19 protein-coding genes and 1 pseudogene are annotated in these 19,288 nt (G+C 70.7%); 8 read left to right on the top strand and 12 right to left on the bottom strand.

What is annotated here, in order from left to right:
* Positions 1-96 precede the first annotated feature (96 nt).
* Positions 97-1,053: an NAD-dependent epimerase/dehydratase family protein gene (locus AUC44_RS16005; protein WP_062159595.1), complete on the bottom strand. Its 957-nt coding sequence runs from the start codon at positions 1,051-1,053 to the stop codon at positions 97-99.
* 18 nt (positions 1,054-1,071) lie between these two features.
* On the opposite strand from AUC44_RS16005, the gene AUC44_RS16000 reads away from it, so the two are divergent.
* Entirely contained in the window at positions 1,072-1,359 is a 288-nt protein-coding gene (locus tag AUC44_RS16000; protein ID WP_062159594.1) for a hypothetical protein, read from the top strand.
* A gap of 6 nt (positions 1,360-1,365) precedes the next feature.
* Here AUC44_RS16000 and dprA read toward each other — a convergent pair whose 3' ends face one another.
* The 6 genes from dprA to AUC44_RS15970 all read right to left on the bottom strand — a co-directional run bounded on the left by dprA (position 1,366) and on the right by AUC44_RS15970 (position 7,933).
* Positions 1,366-2,406 (bottom strand): DNA-processing protein DprA, encoded by a 1,041-nt coding sequence (dprA, locus tag AUC44_RS15995; RefSeq protein ID WP_062159593.1) that lies wholly within the window; start codon positions 2,404-2,406, stop codon positions 1,366-1,368.
* A 101-nt stretch (positions 2,407-2,507) separates the two neighbouring features.
* The gene (locus tag AUC44_RS15990; protein ID WP_062159592.1) at positions 2,508-3,941 is read right to left on the bottom strand and encodes a sensor histidine kinase; all 1,434 of its coding nucleotides are present in this window, start codon (positions 3,939-3,941) and stop codon (positions 2,508-2,510) included.
* Entirely contained in the window at positions 3,941-4,600 is a 660-nt protein-coding gene (locus AUC44_RS15985; RefSeq protein WP_062159591.1) for a response regulator transcription factor, read from the bottom strand. The genes AUC44_RS15990 and AUC44_RS15985 overlap by 1 nt, the downstream gene beginning before the upstream one ends.
* A 129-nt stretch (positions 4,601-4,729) precedes the next feature.
* On the bottom strand, positions 4,730-5,140 hold the full coding sequence (locus tag AUC44_RS15980) for a hypothetical protein (protein WP_062159590.1): 411 nt from the start codon (positions 5,138-5,140) through the stop codon (positions 4,730-4,732).
* A gap of 256 nt (positions 5,141-5,396) precedes the next feature.
* Entirely contained in the window at positions 5,397-6,791 is a 1,395-nt protein-coding gene (gene fumC, locus AUC44_RS15975) for a class II fumarate hydratase (RefSeq protein ID WP_062159589.1), read from the bottom strand.
* A gap of 29 nt (positions 6,792-6,820) precedes the next feature.
* Positions 6,821-7,933 carry a GGDEF domain-containing protein gene (locus AUC44_RS15970; RefSeq protein ID WP_062159588.1) on the bottom strand — a complete coding sequence of 371 codons (1,113 nt, stop codon included), beginning with the start codon at positions 7,931-7,933 and terminating at the stop codon, positions 6,821-6,823.
* Between the two features lie 138 nt (positions 7,934-8,071).
* Between AUC44_RS15970 and AUC44_RS15965 the strand changes: the two genes are divergently transcribed.
* The 7 genes from AUC44_RS15965 (at position 8,072) to AUC44_RS15935 (ending at position 14,498) form a co-directional block, all read left to right on the top strand.
* Positions 8,072-8,914, top strand: a complete 843-nt coding sequence (locus AUC44_RS15965; RefSeq protein ID WP_082689107.1) for an AraC family transcriptional regulator — start codon at positions 8,072-8,074, stop codon at positions 8,912-8,914.
* A 53-nt stretch (positions 8,915-8,967) separates the two neighbouring features.
* Entirely contained in the window at positions 8,968-10,191 is a 1,224-nt protein-coding gene (locus AUC44_RS15960; protein ID WP_062159587.1) for an MFS transporter, read from the top strand.
* A gap of 54 nt (positions 10,192-10,245) precedes the next feature.
* On the top strand, positions 10,246-11,040 hold the full coding sequence (locus AUC44_RS15955) for a thymidylate synthase (protein ID WP_062159586.1): 795 nt from the start codon (positions 10,246-10,248) through the stop codon (positions 11,038-11,040).
* Complete coding sequence (locus tag AUC44_RS15950; protein ID WP_062159585.1) at positions 11,037-11,471, top strand: deaminase; 435 nt, start codon at positions 11,037-11,039, stop codon at positions 11,469-11,471. The genes AUC44_RS15955 and AUC44_RS15950 overlap by 4 nt, the downstream gene beginning before the upstream one ends.
* Positions 11,455-11,955, top strand: a complete 501-nt coding sequence (locus tag AUC44_RS15945; protein ID WP_062159584.1) for a dihydrofolate reductase — start codon at positions 11,455-11,457, stop codon at positions 11,953-11,955. The genes AUC44_RS15950 and AUC44_RS15945 overlap by 17 nt, the downstream gene beginning before the upstream one ends.
* A gap of 59 nt (positions 11,956-12,014) precedes the next feature.
* The gene (locus AUC44_RS15940; RefSeq protein WP_062159583.1) at positions 12,015-13,013 is read left to right on the top strand and encodes a YpdA family putative bacillithiol disulfide reductase; all 999 of its coding nucleotides are present in this window, start codon (positions 12,015-12,017) and stop codon (positions 13,011-13,013) included.
* Positions 13,014-13,112: 99 nt separating this feature from the next.
* Entirely contained in the window at positions 13,113-14,498 is a 1,386-nt protein-coding gene (locus tag AUC44_RS15935; protein WP_062159582.1) for a VanW family protein, read from the top strand.
* A gap of 66 nt (positions 14,499-14,564) precedes the next feature.
* On the opposite strand, the gene parB is transcribed toward AUC44_RS15935, so the two are convergent.
* From parB to mnmG, 5 genes and pseudogenes are all read right to left on the bottom strand, one after another.
* A complete protein-coding gene (parB, locus tag AUC44_RS15930) occupies positions 14,565-15,404 on the bottom strand; it encodes a ParB/RepB/Spo0J family partition protein ParB (protein WP_062159581.1) in 840 nt (279 codons plus the stop codon).
* Positions 15,388-16,137 carry a ParA family protein gene (locus tag AUC44_RS15925; RefSeq protein WP_062159580.1) on the bottom strand — a complete coding sequence of 250 codons (750 nt, stop codon included), beginning with the start codon at positions 16,135-16,137 and terminating at the stop codon, positions 15,388-15,390. Before AUC44_RS15925 ends, parB begins: the two co-directional genes overlap by 17 nt.
* Positions 16,138-16,171: 34 nt before the next feature.
* Positions 16,172-16,909, bottom strand: coding sequence for a 16S rRNA (guanine(527)-N(7))-methyltransferase RsmG (gene rsmG / locus AUC44_RS15920; RefSeq protein WP_062159579.1), 738 nt, complete (start codon positions 16,907-16,909; stop codon positions 16,172-16,174).
* Complete coding sequence (locus tag AUC44_RS15915) at positions 16,906-17,250, bottom strand: hypothetical protein (RefSeq protein WP_062159578.1); 345 nt, start codon at positions 17,248-17,250, stop codon at positions 16,906-16,908. The genes rsmG and AUC44_RS15915 overlap by 4 nt, the downstream gene beginning before the upstream one ends.
* Positions 17,251-17,355: 105 nt before the next feature.
* Positions 17,356-19,166 (bottom strand): annotated as a pseudogene (mnmG, locus tag AUC44_RS15910) (tRNA uridine-5-carboxymethylaminomethyl(34) synthesis enzyme MnmG).
* Positions 19,167-19,288 lie beyond the last annotated feature (122 nt).

The raw sequence follows: 19,288 nt of genomic DNA, 5'->3' as shown, positions 1-19,288 counted from the left end.
AAGGCGCACCTCCCTTAAGGCACTCTTGAGCGGGAGCCAGCATACCACCGCCCCTCTCTCCCCTGCCGGAGAGAAGAGGTTTCTCTCTCGGTTCAGTTATGGCGCTGCGGCCAGGGCCTCGGCCTCGCGCGCTGGGGTCAGGGCGTAGGTGAGCCCGGCCTGTTCACTCCAGGCCTGGGTGTCCCGCGCGGTCACCTCGGGGGCCGTCAGGGTCAGGCCGGCCTGCCGGGCCCGGTCGGCGTTGATATCCATCAGGCCCGCCTGCGCCCCGTTCTCCGGGATGAACAGCGGCAGTTCCCGGAAGCCCAGGCCCAGCGCCTCCAGCTGCGCCGCGTCCACCCAGACCGGCTCCTGAATTCCCAGGACCTCCGCGAACTGCGCCCAGCTCAGGCGCGGCCCGGCCAGATTGAACACGCCGCCCACGTTCCCCTCGACGACCTGCACCGTGAAGCGCGCCAGGTCCCGCGCGTCGATCACCTGCACGTGATCTGCCCCGTTCCCGGGCAGCAGGGTCTCCCCTCCCCTGCTCGCCCGGTCAACCCAGTACGGGTACCGGGCGGTGTGATCGAACGGCCCGGCCACGATCTGGGGCCGCAGGATCGTCGCGTCCGGGCCGTAGAGGCCCTGCACGATCTGTTCACAGGTGACCTTCAGCGGGCCGTACGTCTCGCCCGTCACGTCAGTGGTGTCCTCGGCGGCGGCGGGGAGCAGAGGATCCTCCTCGCGCACGGGGTGCCGGTCCGGCTCGGCGTACACACTGGCGGTGCTGATGAACACGTACCGCCCCACCCGGCCCCGCAGGGCCTCGCTGCTGGCGCGCACGGCGGACGGCAGGTACCCGCTGACGTCCACGCAGGCGTCCCAGGACCGGCCCGCGAGGGCGTCCAGGCCCTCCGCCTCGCCCCGGTCGCCGCGCAGCCGCTCGACCTCTGCGGGCAGCTCGTCGGGCGTACGGCCGCGCGTCAGGATGCTCACGCGGTGCCCCGCCGCCAGGAACGCCAGCACGATGTGCCGGCCCACGAACTGCGTGCCGCCCAGAACCAGGATGTCCATGCGCCTATCCTGTCACCCATGAAGGTGAGGTTCACGCCGGGACGCGTCCGCGTCCGCATCGACGACCTGGAACTGGCCGCCCTGCAGCGCGGCGAGCCGCTGCACACCCACGTGGGCTGGCCCGGCGGCGGCTGGACCCTGACCCTCGACCCGCTTGGGCACGATGTGGCCGGCGAGGGGGGGACGCTCGCGGTGGGCCTCGCACCGCTGCTGGGACAGCTGAGCGACCCCGCGCAGGAGGGCGTGACGATCAGCGGCGAGCCGCGCGTCACGGTGGAAAAGGACTTCGGCCCGCAACACGCGTAGCCGCCCTCAGCGCCGCACCCAGCGGCCCCCGACCTCCTCGGCGAGGCCCAGCAGGTTCAGCATGACCAGCGCCGTCTGCACGTCCGGCAGCGGCAGACCCGTGGCGGTCACGAGGTCGTCCAGCGTGACGGGTCCCGTCAGGGCCGCCAGTACCCGCGTCTGCTCGGGCGGCAGGTCCGGCAGCGGGGCGGCCGGAACGCTGCCCCAGCCCAGTTCGGTCAGGAGGTCGGCGGCCCCCTCGGTGAGCACCGCGCCGTCGCGGAGCAGGGCGTGCGGTCCGGCGGCGCGCGGGTCCCCGGCGCGGCCCGGCACCGCGAACACCGTCCGCCCGCATTCCAGGGCGTGCGTGGCGGTGATCAGCGACCCGGATTTCCGTTCGCCCTCCACGACGACCGTCCCGGCGCTCAGCGCGGCGATCAGGCGGTTGCGGGTCGGGAAGTGGTGCTGCGCGGGTCCAGTATCCAGCGGGTACTCGCTGATCAGCGTGAGCTGCGCGGCCAGCCGGGCGTTCTCGCCGGGGTACACGCGGTTCACGGCGCTGCCCAGCACGCCGATACTGACCCCACCGGCCTCGACGGCCGCGCCGTGGGCGGCCGTGTCGATCCCGCGTGCCAGTCCGCTCACGACGACCACCCCGGCGCGGGCGAGGTCCGCCGCGAGCATCCGCGTGAACGCCTGCGCGTGCGGACTGGCGGCGCGGGTGCCCACGATCCCGATGGCGCGGGGCACGGTCGGCAGCTCCGGCAGCGGGCCGCGCACCCACAGGGCGGCGGGCGGGTCGCCCAGCGCGTCCAGCGCCGCCGGGTACCCGGGCAGGCCGCGCAGCAGCAGCGTCACGTCCTCCTGCGCCACCCGGGCCAGTTCCTGATCGGCGCGGGTGAGGGCGGCCGGGGTCCCGACGGCCTGCGCGGCGCGGGCGTCCAGGCCCGGCACCTCGCGCAGGTCCCGCAGCGGCGCCTGCCACGCGCCGGCCGCCGACCCGAAATACGTCCGCAGCGCCTCGATCCGGCGCGGGCCGAGCTGCGCACAGAAGCGCAGGGCCAGCAGGGCGCGCCGTTCGTCGGGGGGACGGGGGCGGGCGGGCCGAACAGCGGACTGGTCACCCGGTCAGCATAGGGGCGCTGCCCGGCTCCCCACGCCTCAGGTGCCTATGCCCCCGATCGGGTAAGGGGCGGCTCGTCGAGCACGTCCGCGTCGTCCAGATCGTCCCCATCGTCACCCAGCGCCGCGCCGGGCAGCGTCAGGGTGAACAGCGCCCCGCCGTCCGGGTGGTTCGTGCCGCTCAGGTCCCCCCCGTGCATCCGCGCGATCTGCCGCGCCACGCTCAGGCCCAGGCCACTGCTGCCCGCGCCACTCACGAACGGCTCGAAGATCTGCTCGCCCAGCTCCGGCGGCAGGCCCGGTCCGGAGTCCCGGACCCGGAAGCACAGCTGCTCGGGCGTCTCGCGCAGGTCCAGCGTGACCGTGCCGTCAGCGCCCGCGTGCCGCCGCCCGTTCGCCAGGAGGTTGCGCAGCGCCTGCGTCAGCCGGTCCGGGTCGCACAGGATCCCGATGTCCCAGTCCCCGGTGAAGGTCGTGCCCGGCACGAGGCGGTCCAGCCGCTCGCGCAGGGTCCGGGCCGGGATGTAGTGCCACGCCAACTTCAGTTCCAGCTGACCGCGGGCGAGCTGCATCAGGTCCTGCGTGGTGAAGGTCAGTTCGTCCGCCACCAGCGCCGCGCGGGCCACCTCCGGGTCGCCCAGGCGGGCCTCGGCGCGGCTCAGGCTGGCCTTCAGGACGGTCAGCGGCGCGCCCAGCTCATGCACGATCTGGCCCAGCAGCTGCTTTTCCCGCGCCTGCTGCGCCTCGATGCGGCCCAGCAGGCTGTTGATCGCCACAAGCAGGCGCTGCACCTCGTCCTCGCGGGCCGGGAGGGGCAGCGGCGCGAGGCTCACGGCCGGGTCCAGCCGGTCGGCCAGATTCGCGGCGCCCTCCAGGCCCGCCAGCGCGCGGCGGCCCACCCACCAGCCGGTCAGCAGCAGGATCAGCGGCGCGGTCAGCAGGGCGAGCAGCAGCGCACTCAGGGCGCTCTGGCGCGCGGCGATGAGGTCGTCTTCCGGCAGGCCCACCCACAAGGTGCCGAAATTCCCGGCCTTGCGTTTCACGGCCCGCACGGTGGTGCCCTGCACCGGTACCCGCGAGAGCGTTCCAAAGGGATACGGGGAGTTCTGGAACTCGCGCAGGGCCGGACTGGCCGCGATGACCTGCCCGTCCAGGTCGATGACCAGCGTATATGCCCCAGCCCCCGTGGCCGACTTCCCGAAGCCGCCCCCCAGGTTCGTGAACGCGGCGGCCAGCGTGTCGGCGCGGTCGTTCAGGCGGTCCACGAACTGCTGCTCCATGCGCGACAGCAGCAGCGACACGACGCCCAGCGTGATCAGCATCAGCAGCGCGGCGCTCAGGGCGCTGTAGGTCAGGGCCAGCCGGAAACGCAGGCTGTGGCGCCACGCTACCCGCGCCGAGTACAGGCCCGCGCCGGGCGTGAGCAGCGCGGCCCGCCGCGCCCCGGCCGGGGTCGTGACGGGCCGCGCCCCGGGGATCATCAGGCCTGGAGCACGTACCCGACGTTGCGGATCGTGCGGATGCGCAGGTCACTGCCCGCCTGCTCCAGCTTCTTGCGCAGCTGCGAGATCCGGACCTCCACACTGTTGCTGTTCGGGGTCTCCCAGCCGTACAGGTGCGATTCGATGTCCGCCCGTGAGAACACCCGCTCGGGCGTGCGCATCATGAGTTCCAGAATCCGCGCCTCGTGCTCGGTGAGGTTGATGTTCTTGTCGTTCACGGTCAGCAGCAGGCTGCTGGTGGACAGGCTGGTGTTGCCCAGGTTCACGCCGGTCCCGGCAGCCGTGCGGCGCAGCAGCGCCGAGATGCGCGCGTCGAGTTCCGGCATCGCGAACGGCTTGGTCAGGTAGTCGTCCGCCCCGGCGTTCAGGCCCGCCACCCGCTCCTGCACGCCGCTGCGTGCTGAGAGCACCAGCACCGGCGTGGAGGAATACTGCCGCAGCGCCTGCACCAGATCTAGGCCGTCGCCGTCCGGGAGGTTCAGGTCGAGCAGGATCAGCTGCGCGGTGTGCGTTCCCAGCCACGCCTGGGCGTCGCGCAGGGTGGCGGCGTGATGCACCTGATAGTCCGCTGACAGGTAATCCTTGAGCAGTGGGCCGAGGTGGGGGTCGTCTTCAACAACGAGGATCTGAGCCAGCATGGTTCTCCTTGAGCAGGCGTCCGATTCGGGCGAACGCAGTGACGTGATCCTACGCTTCACCCATGCACAGCGCCTTGATGAAATCTGCGAGATTTCTGACGGTAATCTCCAGATTCGGTCGGGCCGCCGTCAGCGGTTGGGTGCTGAGGGGGGCGCCTTGCGCAGGCCCGGCAGGCTCAGGGCCGCCGACGCCACCTGCACCGTGGCCGTGAGTCTGTAGCCGCTCAGGAACTTCGTGATGGACTGCGCGGCGCTCCGCTCCTCGGCCATGATGTTCAGCTGTCCGTTCACCAGACTGCCCACGTAGCGGCTCTTCAGGCCCGGGAAGGCGTTCCGGGCGCGTTCCTCGTCACTGGGAGCGAACAGCACCACCACCGGGCCGCTGTAATCCCCGGCCAGCCGCACCGTGACCTTCCCGCCGCTGCTCTCGCCGTCCCCCAGTTTGGTGGACAGGTCGCGGTCCCACACGATCAGTTGCAGGGCCGCAGCGGGAGCTGAAGCGGACAGGGTGGCCAGCAGGGTAATCAGGAAACGGCGCATGGGATCAGGTGAACTCCGGAGGTCGGGGCAGGGGTGGAGGGCAGGGCGGACATTCAGGTTACACGGAACCTGTGATTGCCCAGCGTAACAACGGCACCTGACGCCGGACTGAAGACCCGCCCAGGTGACGCCCAGCGTAGACGTGACGCCCTCGCGTCTTCCTGACGGCTACCCGGCGGCGCACCCCGGTACAGCAAGAAGGAGCGGCCCGGCTGGGCGCTCCTCTCTGCGTACTGGTGCGGGGTTCAGCTGTGGTTCAGCTATGCGTCATGTCCAGCGGCACGACCCACTGCGCGAACTCGTCTTCCGTGACGTAGCCCAGGGCGAGCGCGGCCTCCTTCAGGCTGCTGCCCTCCTTGTGGGCCTTCTTGGCGATCGCGGCGGCCTTGTCGTAGCCGATGTGCTTGTTCAGCGCCGTGACCTGCATCAGGTTGATGCTGAGGTTGTGCTCGATCTTCTCCACGTTCGGCTCGATGCCGACCGCGCAGTTGTCGTTGAAGGCGAGGCAGGCGTCCGAGATCAGACGGATGCTTTCCAGCACGGCGTGCACCATCACCGGCTTGAACACGTTCAGCTGGAAGTTCCCCTGGCTGCCCGCGAACGCCACGGTCGCGTCGTTGCCGAACACGCGCGTGGCGACCATCGTCATCGCTTCACTCTGGGTGGGGTTCACCTTGCCGGGCATGATGGAGCTGCCGGGTTCGTTCTCGGGAATGGTGATCTCCCCGATGCCGTTGCGGGGCCCGCTGGCGAGCCAGCGCACGTCGTTCGCCATCTTCATCAGCGCGCCCGCCAGGGTCCGCAGGGCCGCGCTGGTCTGCACCAGGGCGTCGTGCGCGCTGAGGGCCGCGAACTTGTTCTCCGCGCTGCGGAACGCGAAACCGGTCTCCTCGGCGTACTTCTTCGCGGCCAGATCACCGAACTGCGGGTGCGCGTTCAGGCCGGTGCCCACCGCCGTGCCGCCGATCGCCAGCTCCAGCAGGCCCTCACCCGCGTGCCGCACCTCGGCCAGCGCGTAGTCCAGCTGCGCGACCCAGCCGCCGATCTCCTGACCCAGCGTGATGGGCGTGGCGTCCTGCAGGTGCGTGCGCCCCACCTTCACCAGACCCGCGTGCTCCTGCGCCTTGGCGTGCAGGGTGTCGCGCAGCTTGCCCACGCTGCCGTACAGGCGTTCGTTCAGTTCCAGCACCACCGCGATGTGCATGGCGGTCGGGAAGGTGTCGTTGCTGCTCTGACCGCGGTTGACGTGATCGTTCGGGTGCACCGGCTTCTTGCTGCCCAGCTCGCCGCCCGCGATCTCGATGGCGCGGTTGCTGATGACCTCGTTCGCGTTCATGTTGCTCTGCGTGCCCGACCCGGTCTGGAACACCACCAGCGGGAAATGCTCGTCGAGCGTTCCGGCGATCACCTCGTCCGCCGCCTGCACGATCAGGTCCGCCACGTCGCGCGGCAGTTCACCCAGGTCCGCGTTCGCCTGCGCCGCGCCCTTCTTCAGGATGCCCAGCGCGCGGATCACGGGCCGGCCCCACACGAACGTGTCGCGGCCGATCGGGAAGTTGTGGATGCTGCGCTCCGTCTGCGCGCCCCAGTAACGGCTGGCATCCACGTCCAGGGTGCCCATCGTGTCCGACTCTTTGCGGTAGGTCGTCATACAGCGGCAAGTCTAAACGCCGCCGGGTGTCACACGTCCGGGAACGCGGGCCCCGACCCGGCCGCCCCCGGCCCGTCCGCCGCCAACCGATCGGCCCAGCCGTCCCGCCCCGCGCGCTTGGCGGCGTACAGGTGCTCGTCCGCCCGCGCCACCAGGCTGGGCAGGGTATCGCCCGGCCGGGTCAGCGTCAGCCCCGCACTGATCGTGACCACCCCCACGTCCACCATCGTCTGCGTGCGGAACGCGCGGCACACCGCCTCGGCCAGCGCCCCCGCCGCCGGGGCGTCCAGCCCGGGCAGGGTCATCAGGAACTCCTCGCCCCCCCAGCGGCCCACCCGGCCCCCCGGGGGCAGCTGCGCTTCCAGCAGCCGGGCCGCCCGCGCCAGCACCTCGTCCCCCACCTGATGCCCGAAGGTGTCGTTCACCCGCTTGAAATGATCGAGATCCAGCAGCAGCGCCCCGCCGCCCGACGCGAGCAGCGCCTCCACGGCCGGGTACATGCCCCGCCGGTTCGGCAGGTTCGTGAGCAGATCGGTATGTGCCAGCTGCTCCATGACCCGCACGGCGCTGCGCTGCGCCTCGAACTGTCCCCGGTACCACGACAGCGCGTGCACGAACAGCAGCACGATCCCCACCGTCAGCTGGAGCCGGGGCAGATCCGGCGACACCACGCCCCCCCGCAGCGCCACGCCCAGCCAGGGCAGCCCCGCGCTGAACCCGAAGAGCCCCGCGCTGTACCAGCCGGCCACGCGGTTCGGGAAGATCAGGTAACCCAGCATGACGTTCACCACCACCGACCAGTACAGCAGATCCGTCTCGCCCGCCGGGGCCGTACGCTGCATCTCCTCCAGCAGCGCCTGCGCGAACACCTGCACGTTCACCGTGAAGAACATCAGCCGCTCCGGGACATCCAGCGGCCCGTCCCGCAGCAGCCAGCCCAGGCTGATCAGCGCCGGGATCATCGTGACCGGCAGCACCACCTGCACGTACAGGTTCACGTCCCCCGAGCGGTACGTCAGGACATTCAGGAACAGCACCACCACCAGCCCCAGCGCGATCGCCAGGATGTACAGCGTCCGCCGCAACTCCTCCGGAGGACGCCAGGTGGGCGGCCCGGCCGGGCGGGGCGAGAGTGGCGACATGAACCAGCCTACTGCGCCGGGCGGGAACGGCGCAGACCCCCGGTGGGCCCACCGGCGGCCCTGTCTTGACGTTTTCCGTCAGGGCGCCCCGGTCATCCGGCGGAGGCGTTCTGGCGCGGCATCTGCCACCATGAACGCATGTACCGCGAAGTCCTCCCCAGCCCACCCCTGCGCGCCCTGGTGCGGCGGTACTGGCTGCTGGAGGAACACCACGCGCCCGGCGAGGAAGACCACCATTTCATGCCCGAACGCACGGTCCGCCTGCTGTTCTTCAGCGGCGAGTCCTGGCTGGCCCCCACCCGCACGGCCACGCCCGAACGGCTGAGCGGCGCGCACCTCAGCGGCCTGACCCTCACGCCACGGCGCCTGCTGTCCTACGGCCTGACCCGCGCGCTGGGCATCGAACTGTACCCCTGGGGCGCCGCGCAACTGTTCGGCTGGCGCATGGGCCTGGACACCCTGGACCTGACCGCCGTGTCCGCCCCGGTCGCCCGCGCCGTACCTGCCCTGCTGCGTGCCGGCGCGTGGAACGAGGCGCGCGAGGTCGTGGACGACTGGCTGCTCGAACGCCTGCGCGCGAATGGACGCGAACCCGGCGTGGGTGTCCTAGCCGCCACGCAGCTGTACGACACCCTCGGCAGCGCCCGGATCGGCCCGCTCGCGGAGGCACTGAACGTCAGCCCCCGCGCCCTGGAACGCGCCTTCAGTCAGGAGGTCGGCGTGAACGCCAAGACCCTCGCCCGCCTGATCCGCTTCGAGGAAGCGCACAACCGCCTGCACCTCAACCCGGACGAATCCCTCGCGGGCCTCGCGTACGACCTGGGCTTCGCCGATCAGGCGCACCTGACCCGGGAATTCCGCGCGTTGGCCCACATGACCCCCCGCACCTTCCGCGAGTACGCCCGCCAGATGGCGCACCGCCACGACGCCCTGCAGGACACGGGGCTGTACGCCCGCTCCGCTGCCCCGGCGCGGCCCTGACCTGCCGGTTTTGTTCAAGAGAGGCGGCCCCGCCGCCCCCTACGCTGCGCCTCATGACCCCTGCCCCGTCCCGCCGCCCCCCACTGCTGTTCCTGCTCGCCACCGCGTTCCTGTTCTCCATCGGCCTGACCCTGGTGTTTCCCGTGCTGCCGTTCATCGTCACGCAGTACGTCCCGGACGTCACCCGGCAGGCCAGCGTGATCGGCTGGCTGAGCGCCACGTACGCCCTGCTGACCTTCCTGTCCGCCCCCGTCATGGGCGCCCTGAGTGACGCCTACGGCCGCCGGCCCGTCCTGATCCTCAGCCTGCTCGGCTCGGCCATCGGGTACGTGCTGTTCGGCATCGGCGGCAGCCTGGGCCTGCTGTTCCTGGGCCGCGCCATCGACGGCCTGACTGCCGGGGGCATCAGCGCCCTGTACGGCTTCCTCGCGGACGTCACCCCCGAAGAGGACCGCGGCAGGGTGTTCGGGCAGGTGGGCGCGGTCTTCGGCGCGGGTTTCATCATCGGGCCCGCCATCGGCGGCGCGCTGTCCCACCTCAGCCTCGCGGCCCCCATGTTCGCCGCCGCCGCCATCTGCGCCCTGAACATGCTCTGGGGCGCATTCATCCTCCCCGAGAGCCTCGCCCCGGAACGCCGCCAGCGGCACTTCGACGCCGCGCACCTCAACCCCGTGACCGGCCTGCGCGCCGCCCTGGCCTACCCCGCCGCGCGGCGCCTGATCACTGTCAGCGTCCTGTTCCTGCTGCCCTTCACCATGATGCAGACCATCCTCGCGCTCGTCGGACGGGACGTCATGCACTGGAACGCCGCGCAGATGGGCACCGTGTTCATGATCGTCGGCGTGTGCGACATCATCGCCCAGGGCGGCCTGCTGCCCCTGCTGCTGAACCGGCTGGGTGAACGCGGCGTCGCCCGCCTCGGCCTGAGCCTGGGCGCCCTGGGCACCCTCGGCCTCGCCGTGCTGCCCCTCCTGCCCAGCCCCGCCCTGCTGTACGCCGCTGTGATCCTCATGGCCATCGGCGAGGGCATCTTCACCGCCAGTCTCGGCGCGCTGCTGTCCACCGCCGCCCCCGCCGACGCCCAGGGCCGCGTGCAGGGCGGCGCGCAGAGCTTCGGCTCCCTCGCGCAGGTCGCCGGTCCCCTCCTGGCCGGCCCTCTCTACGCCCGCACCGCCGCCCCCGGCACCTTCGGCGCCAGCGCCGCCCTCATCCTCGTCGCCCTGGGCGTCCTGACCACCCAGCGGCAAGAACCACGCGGTGAACCGCAGACAGCCTAACCCCACGCCAGCCAGCAACAGGTGGCCCCCAGCGGGCCGCTCTAGACTGTCCCCATGCGGCAGTACCTCGACCTGATGCGCCACGTGCTGGAGAACGGCACCGACAAGACCGACCGGACGGGCACCGGCACCCGCTCGGTGTTCGGCGCGCAGCTGCGCTTCGACCTCCGGGACGGCTTTCCCCTGGTCACCACCAAGAAAGTGCACCTGAAAAGCGTGATCTACGAGCTCCTGTGGTTCCTGCGCGGCGACACCAACGTCAGGTGGCTCCAGGAGCGCGGCGTGAGCATCTGGGACGAATGGGCCGACGAGCACGGCGACCTGGGCCCCGTGTACAGCGCCCAGTGGCGCAGCTGGCCCACCCCGGACGGCGGGAGCATCGACCAGATCGCGCAGGTCATCGAGCAGATCAAACGCACGCCGGACAGCCGCCGCCTGATCGTGAACGCCTGGAACGTCGCGCAGATCGACGACATGGCCCTGCCGCCCTGCCACGCGATGTTCCAGTTCTACGTCGCCGACGGACGGCTGAGCTGCCAGCTGTACCAGCGCTCAGCCGACCTGTTCCTGGGCGTGCCGTTCAACATCGCGTCCTACGCGCTGCTGACCCTGATGGTCGCGCAGGTCTGCGGCCTGGAACCCGGCGAGTTCATCTGGACGGGCGGGGACGTGCACCTGTACAGCAACCACATGGAGCAGGTGAGGCGGCAACTGGCACGGGAGCCGCGTTCACTGCCGGTCATGCACCTCAACCCTGCGGTGAAGGACATCTTCGAGTTCAGGTACGAGGACTTCCGCCTGGAAGGCTACGACCCGCACCCCGGCATCAAGGCCCCGGTGGCCGTGTGACCCGCCCGTCGTTCGATGAGCTGGGGCTGGCGACGGCGCGGCTGTGGGCGACGCGCAGCGCGGACAGCAAGGTGCGGGTGGGGGCGTGCATCCTGGACCGGCATCACCGGGTGGTGGGCGTGGGGTACAACGGGCGCGCGGCGGGCGAACCGAACGAACGCGAGAGCCTGTCGCAGGGGCACAGCGGGTTCATTCACGCGGAGGTGAACGCCCTGCTGGCCGCGAACTGGAACGGCGAGGGGCACACGCTGTACGTGACGCACGAGCCGTGCGCGGCGTGCGCGCGCCTGATCGTGAATTCGCGGCGGGTGGGGCGCGTGATCTTCGAGACGGCGTACCGCGAGACGAACCGCGTGGAGTCGGGCCTGCCGAGTGGGGAGCAGATCCTGCGGGACGCGGGGATTGAGGTGCGGCATGTCCCGGCCCCCTGAACTGGTCGGCATCGTCGCGGTGACCGAGAGCGGCGTGATCGGGCGGGACGGGGGGATGCCGTGGCACCTCCCGGCGGATCTGGCGCACTTCCGCTCGCACAGTCGCGGGAAGCCGAACGTCATGGGCCGCAAGGTGTGGGATTCGCTGGGCGGGCGGCCACTGCCGGGCCGCGCGAATATCGTCCTGACCCGCAACCGGGCGTTCAGCGCGCCCGGCGCGCAGGTGGCCCACTCGCCGCAGGAGGCTCTGGCCCTGGCCGGGGACGCGCCGGAGGTGGCGATCATCGGCGGGGCCGAGGTGTACGCCCTGTACCTGCCGCAGCTGACCCGGGTGGAACTCACGTTGATTCACGCGCGGCTGGAGGGGGATACGGTCATGCCGGACCTGGGGGACGGGTGGGTCGTCACGCAGGAGCGGACGCGCGCGGCGGACGACGCCAACCCCTTTGACCTGACCTTCCGAACGCTGATCCGCCGCGCCTGATCCCGGCACCGTGCCTCGCCCGCAGACTCGGGCGGGGCGCGGCTGGCAGAATGCCGCTCATGAGTCTGGTGGATGTCGCCATCGTCGGAGCGGGCCCGGTGGGCCTCGCCGCCGCCATCGCCTGCAAGCGTGCGGGCCTGAGTTACGTGGTGCTGGAGAAGGGCTGCGTGGTGAACGCGATCTTCGAGTACCCCACGTACATGTCGTTCTTCACGACCGCGCCGGAACTGGAGATCGGGAATCACCCCATGGTGACCGGGCACGACAAGCCCGACCGGCGCGACGCGCTGATGTACTACCGGCTGGTCGCGCAGCGCGAGAGCCTGAACGTCGAGCAGTACACCGAGGTGACGCGCGTGCACGCCGCCCCGGCGGGCTTCACGCTGGAAGTAGAGAAGCGCGACGGCACGCCCGGCGTGGTGGAGGCGCGGCGCGTGGTGGTCGCCACCGGGTACTACGACAACCCCCTGGCGCTGGGCATCGCCGGTGAGGACGGCGAGAACGTCAGCCACTACTACACCGAGGCGCACCCGTTCATGGGCCTGAACGTCACCGTGATCGGCGCGGGGAACAGCGCCGCCGACGCCGCGCTGGACCTGTGGCGCAGCGGCGTGAACGTGACCATGGTCGTCCGCGCGCCCGAACTGAAGAGCACCATCAAGTACTGGGTGCGCCCCGACCTGGAAAACCGCATCAAGGAAGGCAGCATCGCCGCGCACTTCAGCTCCCGCGTGGTCGAGATCCACCCCGAGCACGTGGTCGTGCAGCGCGAGGACGGTACCACCTGGGAGCTGCCGACCGACTTCACGTTCGCCCTGACCGGCTACCGCCCCGACCTCTCGTTCCTGGACGGTCTGAGTCTTGCCACGCAGCCGGACGAGTGCCTCGTGCTGGACGAGCACTACCAGAGCAGCGTGCCGGGCCTGTTCGTGGTAGGCAGCGCGGGCTTCGCCGGACGCACGAATCAGGTGTTCATCGAGAACGGCCGCTTCCACGCCGATCATGCCGTCGCCGAGATCGCGCGGCAGCTGGCCGAGCGAGGCGTGCAGCCCGCGTAAGCCGGCCGCGTGCGGGCCGTCCGGTGAACGCTGCCGGGCGGCCCGTTTCATGGATGGTCTTTTCATGGAGTGGGCCTGGGCGCGTGGAATACTCGCCACATGACCCCCGCCTCCCGGCGCGCCCTGACCCTGGGCGCCCTGCTGCTCAGTGGCTCCCTCGTGACCGCTGCCCTGGCCCAGACGGGCACGGAGCCCTCCCCTCCCCCGCCGGCGCAGACCATCCCGGCACTGCCGCCCACGCCGCCCGCCCCCCAGCCGGAACCGAGTCCCGCACCGACGCCTGCGCCGGAGCCCCAGCCGAGTCCAGTCCCTCAGCCGACCCCGGAACCCACACCCACCCCGGCGCCTCAGCCCGCGCCGCCGACCCCCACGCCGCAGGTCACCCCGGTCCCGGCGAGGATCACGGCCCCGCTGCTGATCACGGTGGAGGCCCAGTGGCCTGCGCTCGTGAACGGCAAGAAGACGACCGTGCCGTTCAGCCGCACCCTGACCATTCCTGGCAAGCGTGTGGAGGTCATCCGGGCGCGCGGCGTGATCACCGAGAGTCTGGATCAGGAACTGACTGCCTTCTTGAAGGCCCTGCCCCCCACCGCGCAGGACGCCCGCTTCGAGGAGCTCTGGGACGGCTGGGCGGTCGTGCAGCGCAACGGGTTGAAGGTTGACGCTGCGAAGGCCCGCGCGAACCTGCTGGCGGCCATCAAGGACCCCACAGGCATCAAGGTGACCGTCCCCGTCACAGGTCAGGTGGCGCCGAAACGCACGCTGGATTACTTCGCGTCTCGCGGCATCACCGCGCACCTGGGCACCGGGCAGACGAACTACTACGGCAGCAGCGCCGCCCGCATCACGAACATCCACGTGGGCACCAGCCGCTTCCAGGATCGCCTGCTGGACGGGAAGAGCGTGTCGTTCAACCAGATGGTCGGCCCGATCACCACCGGCACGGGCTTCGTGACCGGGCTGGTCATCGCGGGGGAACGCACCGCGAACGGCGTGGGCGGCGGCATCTGTCAGGTCAGCACGACCGTGTTCCGCGCGCTGTACGCGGCGGGCCTGCCGATCCTGCAACGCCAGAACCACTCCTATCAGGTGCACTACTACGACCCGCAGGGCCTCGACGCGACCATCTACCAGCCCAGCCTGGACCTGAAGTTCGCCAACGACACCGGCGGTTCCCTGTGGTTCCAGAGCGACTGGGACGACGAGTCCTCCACCCTGACCGTGAACGTGTTCGGCAAGGCCCGCGATTTCACCGTGGAGATCGGCGCGCCCCGCACCCTGAGCACCACCCCCTCCCCCGCCGACCGGCTGATCCCGGACGCGACGCTGGCCCGGGGGCAGCGCAAGCAGGTGGACTGGGCCGCACCCGGCGCCGTGATCGAGGTCACCCGCCGGTTCATGCGGGACGGCAAGGCCTTCAAGCAGGACACCCTCAAGAGCACCTACCGGCCCTGGCCGAACATCTACCTCGTCGGCACCCGCTGACCGCGTGACCGAGAGGCGGCCCTGGTGACTGGGGCCGCCTCTCGTCCGTTGTCCTGACCTGTGCCGTTATTCCTCTGCGGCGTAGCCCAGGATCTCCAGAATCCGGTCGAGTTCCTCGCGGGACGCGTAGTTCAGTTCCACGCGGCCCTTGTCCTCACCCGTGATGCGCACGCGGGTGCCGGTGCGGCGGCTCAGGTCGAGCTCCACCTGCCGGAACGCGCGCGGCGGGTTCACCTTGATGGGCGTGGGCTCGCGCTTCTCACGCTTGAGGGCTTCGGCCTCGCGGACGCTGAGGCTGCGGGCCGTGATCTGCTCCAGCGCCCAGGCGCGGTCTCCGTCAGGCTGCGCCAGGATCGCGCGGGCGTGCCCGGCGCTGATCTGCCCGTCGTCCAGTGCACGCAGGGCCGGGGCAGGCAGCGTCAGCAGGCGCAGGGCGTTCGACACGGCGCTGCGGCTCTTGCCGACCGCCTGCGCCACGCCCTCCTGATTCAGGCCCTGCTCCATGAGCGCCTGGTACGCGCGGGCCTCTTCCAGCGCCCCCAGGTCCTCGCGCTGGAGGTTCTCCACGATCGCGATCTCCAGCGCCTCGCGGTCCCCGAGGTCGCGGATGATCACGGGCAGTTCGGTCAGCCCGGCGAGCTGACTGGCCCGCCAGCGGCGCTCCCCGGCCACGATCTCGAAGTGATCGTCACGCGGGCGGACCAGCAGGGGTTGCAGCACGCCCTTGTCGCGGATGCTCTGCGCGAGTTCCGCCAGGGATTCCGGCGTGAACACCTGACGCGGCTGGTAGGCGGCCTGCACGATCTTCTCGATCTTCAGGGACTGTACCTGCGCGCCCGGCGCGCTCTCGGCGGGTTTGCCGAGCAGCGCGTCCAGGCCACGGCCCAGGCTAGATTTTTTCGACACGCTGCATCACCTCCTCGCTCAGGCGCTTGTACGCCGCCGCGCCCGCCGAGAGCGGTGCGAACGCGTTGATGGGCTTGGCGAAGCTGGGCGCCTCGGACAGGCGCACGTTGCGCGGCACGACCGACCAGAACACCAGCTCCCCGAAGTGCTGCCGGACCATGCTCTCGACGTCCTGCGAGAGGTTCGTGCGCCCGTCGAACATGGTCAGCACGACGCCCAGCACCTTCAGGCGCGGGTTCAGGCCGCCCTGCACGCGCTCGACGGTCTCCATCAGGCCCGCGAGACCCTCCAGGGCGTAGTACTCGGCCTGCAGGGGAATCAGCAGCGCGTCGGCGGCGGCCAGCACGTTCACGGTCAGCGGCCCCAGGCTGGGCGGCGCGTCGATCAGCACCACGTCGTACCCCTGGATGGACGCCAGCAGGCGCGTCAGGGCGTCCGGATCCTCGGCGAGCTCCACGCCCGCCCCGGCCAGATCCGGCGTGGCGGGCAGCAGGAAGAGGTTCGCCTGCACCGTTTCCACGGTGTACTCGGCGGCGCGGGCGGGTTCGCCCAGCGCCTCGTACAGGCCCTGCGTGGCGCCGCGTTGCCCCAGGCCGCTCGTGGCGTTCGCCTGCGGGTCCATGTCCAGTAGCAGGACGCGCTTGCCGCCCGCCGCGAGGTACGCGCCGAGGTTCACGGCGGTGGTGGTCTTGCCCACCCCGCCTTTCTGATTCACGACGCCGAGTACCTTCACGGCGTCCTCCGCATGTCGTTGTGTCGCAAGCCGTTCACCGTGCCGTCCAGAATAGCGGCTGCTGGTTGGGCACACCCTCGCGCCGGGGGTACTTCTTCGGGGTGGGGCCCACCTTCTCGATCACGACCAGGGTGCGGGCGTCGCCCAGCACGGGCAGCGTAAAGGCGTCCACCTCGGTCACGCGGCCCCCGACCTCGCCTGCCGCGCGGCGACCAGCGTGCAGTTCCTCCTCGCTGATCGGGCCCTTCTGCGCCACGAGCAGCCCGCCGGGTTTCAGCAGCGGCAGGCCCAGTTCCGCCAGGATCGGCAGGGCCGCCACGGCGCGGCACACCACCCGGTCGTACGTGTCGCGGTGTTCGGGGTCGCGCCCCAGCGTCTCGGCGCGGCCCACCAGCGGGGTGACGCCTGTCAGGTTCAGCGCCTCGGCCGCCGTGCGCACGAAATCGATCTTCTTGCGGATCGAGTCGAGCGGCGTGAAGGCCACCTCCGGCCGCACGATCGCCAGCGGCAGCGTCGGGAAGCCCGCCCCGGTGCCGATGTCCAGCACCCGCAGGCCCGCGCCGTCCAGGTGCCCGCCGCGCAGGCAGCTCAGGGAATCCACGAAGTGCTTCAGGACGATGTCCGATTCCGTCTTCAGCGCCGTGAGGTTCACGCGGCTGTTGGCCTCGACCAGCAGGTCCAGCAACTGCTCGAACTGGGGCAGCTGGTCCTCGACATCCAGCCCGAGTTCCGTTGCCCCCTGACGGAGCAGCGCCTGCCCTTCGGGGGTCACAGGCCGTACCTGACTTTCATATCCTGATACCTCTCGTAGACGTGTTCATCGATGTCCTCCAGCGGCAGCCGATCCAGCAGGGGCAGCAGCGTCTCGCGCAGCACCTCGCCGCGCGCCATCCACTGAAAATAGCGCCTGCCGCCGTGGTTGTACGGTCCGTACAGTTTCGAGCCGGGGCACAGGCGCAGCAGCGTCTCGAAGAGTTTCTGGTGGCGGGTGTGCATGCGCAGCGTGATCTGCGGCTGCTTGCCGTCCCCGCCGAAGTGGCCCTCGCCGATCAGGATGCCCAGTAGCAGGCCCTGCTCAAAGGTGGCGTCCAGGGTATTGACTGTTCCCGTCATCGAACCTCCGTTGTTTCACCGTCAAGTTTCCCGTGAAACGCAGGCGGGGTCAAGCGCAGAAAAGGTCGGAGAGGGATGTGCTCTCCGACCCGTGTTGTTTCACCGTCAGATTTCCCGTGAAACGTCCCCGCTCCGCTGCTTGAGGTGCACCAGCAGCGCGCTGATATCCGCGTGTCGCACGCCGGGAATCCGGCTGGCCTGTTCCACAGTCCGGGGCTGGGCGCGGCCCAGCTTCTCGCGTGCCTCGTTCGACAGCGCCGCGATGCTGCCGAAATCGATGCCCTCCAGACTCAGGCCGCGCGAGCGGTCCTCGGCGCGCAGCTGCACCTCGGCCCGGCGAATGTAGCCGGCGTACTTCACGCGGATCTCCACCGCCTCGCGCTCGGCGGGCGACAGCTCGGGCAGCGTGACGCCCAGCGCCTCCACGTCCGGCAGGCTGAACTCCGGGCGGCGCAGCCACGCGTCCCCGGTCTGGCCCTGCGCCCGCTGCGCCTCCAGCGCCGCGATACCACCCTGCACCCGCGCGTACTTGACCTGCACCCGCGCCAGTTCCGCGTCGTCCACCAGCCCCAGTGCGTGCCCGATGGGTGTCATGCGCTCGTCGGCGTTGTCCTGGCGCACCAGCAGGCGGTGCTCCACGCGGCTGGTCATCATGCGGTACGGCTCGTTGCTGCCCTTGAACACCAGTTCGTCCAGCAGCACGCCGATGTACCCGGTCTCCCGCCCGATGACCTGCTCGGCTTCACCCAGCGCGCGGCGGGCCGCGGCCGTCCCGGCGATCAGGCCCTGCGCGGCGGCCTCCTCGTAGCCGCTCGTGCCGTTGATCTGCCCGGCCGTGAACACGCCTGGCATCAGCTTCGATTCGAGGTTCAGGGACAGTTCCAGCGAATCCACCACGTCGTACTCCACGGCGTACGCGTAGCGCTGGATGACCGCCTGCTCAAATCCCGGCAGCGACCGCACGAGCGCGTCCTGCAGGTGCGGCGGCAGCGACGAGCTGAAGCCCTGCAGGTACACCTCGCTGGTCTGCACGCCGTCCGGCTCCACGAATAGCAGGTGCCGGTCGTGATGCGCGAAGCGCACGACCTTGTCCTCGATGCTGGGGCAGTAGCGCGGCCCCAGGCCCTCGATATCCCCGCGAACATTGGGGATTCGTGCAGGTTCTCGTTGATCAGGCGGTGCGTTTCGGAGGTCGTGTGCGTCTGCCAGGTGGGGGATTCGGCGGCACGCGGGCCGGGCGTGCCCGTGAAGCCACGCGGATTCGGGTCGGCCGGGATTTCCAGCAGCTCGGCGAAGTTCACCGCGTCGGCCCGCACGCGCGGCGGCGTGCCGGTCTTGTAGCGCTTCAGGACGTGCCCGGCGCGCGCGAGCGGCGCGGACAGGAAGCGCGCAGGCGGTTCGCCCTGGCGGCCCTCGGCGCGGGACTGCCGGCCGTACCACGTCACGCCGCGCATGAAAGTCCCCGCCGCGACCACGACGCTGCGGGCCGCCAGCCGGCGCCCGTCGGTCGTGACGACCAGCCAGCCGCCCTGGCCGTCGCTTTCCAGATCGGCAGCCTCGCCGCGCAGGATGTCGATGTTCGGATGCCCGAAGATCACGTCCTGGGCGCGTTCGGCGTAGGCGTCGCGTTCGTTCTGCACGCGCAGGGACTGCACGGCGGGGCCCTTGCTGGCGTTCAGGGTGCGGGTGTGGATGGCGGTCTCGTCGGCGAGTCGGCCCATCAGGCCGCCCAGCGCCTGCAACTCGAACACCAGCTGGCTCTTGCCGGGGCCGCCCACCGCCGGGTTGCACGGCATGCGGCCCACGGTGGCGGGGTTCCCGATCAGCAGGGCCACGCGGGAGAACTTCGCGGCGGCCCACGCCGCTTCCAGCCCCGCGTGCCCACCACCTATGACCAAGACATTCCAGCCGCTCATCAGCCCACCAGTGTACCCGCCCCGCGCGTGGGCAACGGTGATCCCATGCAGGCCGGCACGCCTTCAGGGGGGCTGCCTGATGGGGGTGACCGGCCCAGCCGATCAGGGCCGTTGAGCCGCGC

The sequence above is a fragment of the Deinococcus actinosclerus genome (assembly GCF_001507665.1).
GTDB classification, from domain to species: Bacteria; Deinococcota; Deinococci; order Deinococcales; family Deinococcaceae; genus Deinococcus; species Deinococcus actinosclerus.
Note: the sequence above shows the minus strand (reverse complement) of the source record. Positions and strands in the feature narration are given on the sequence as shown.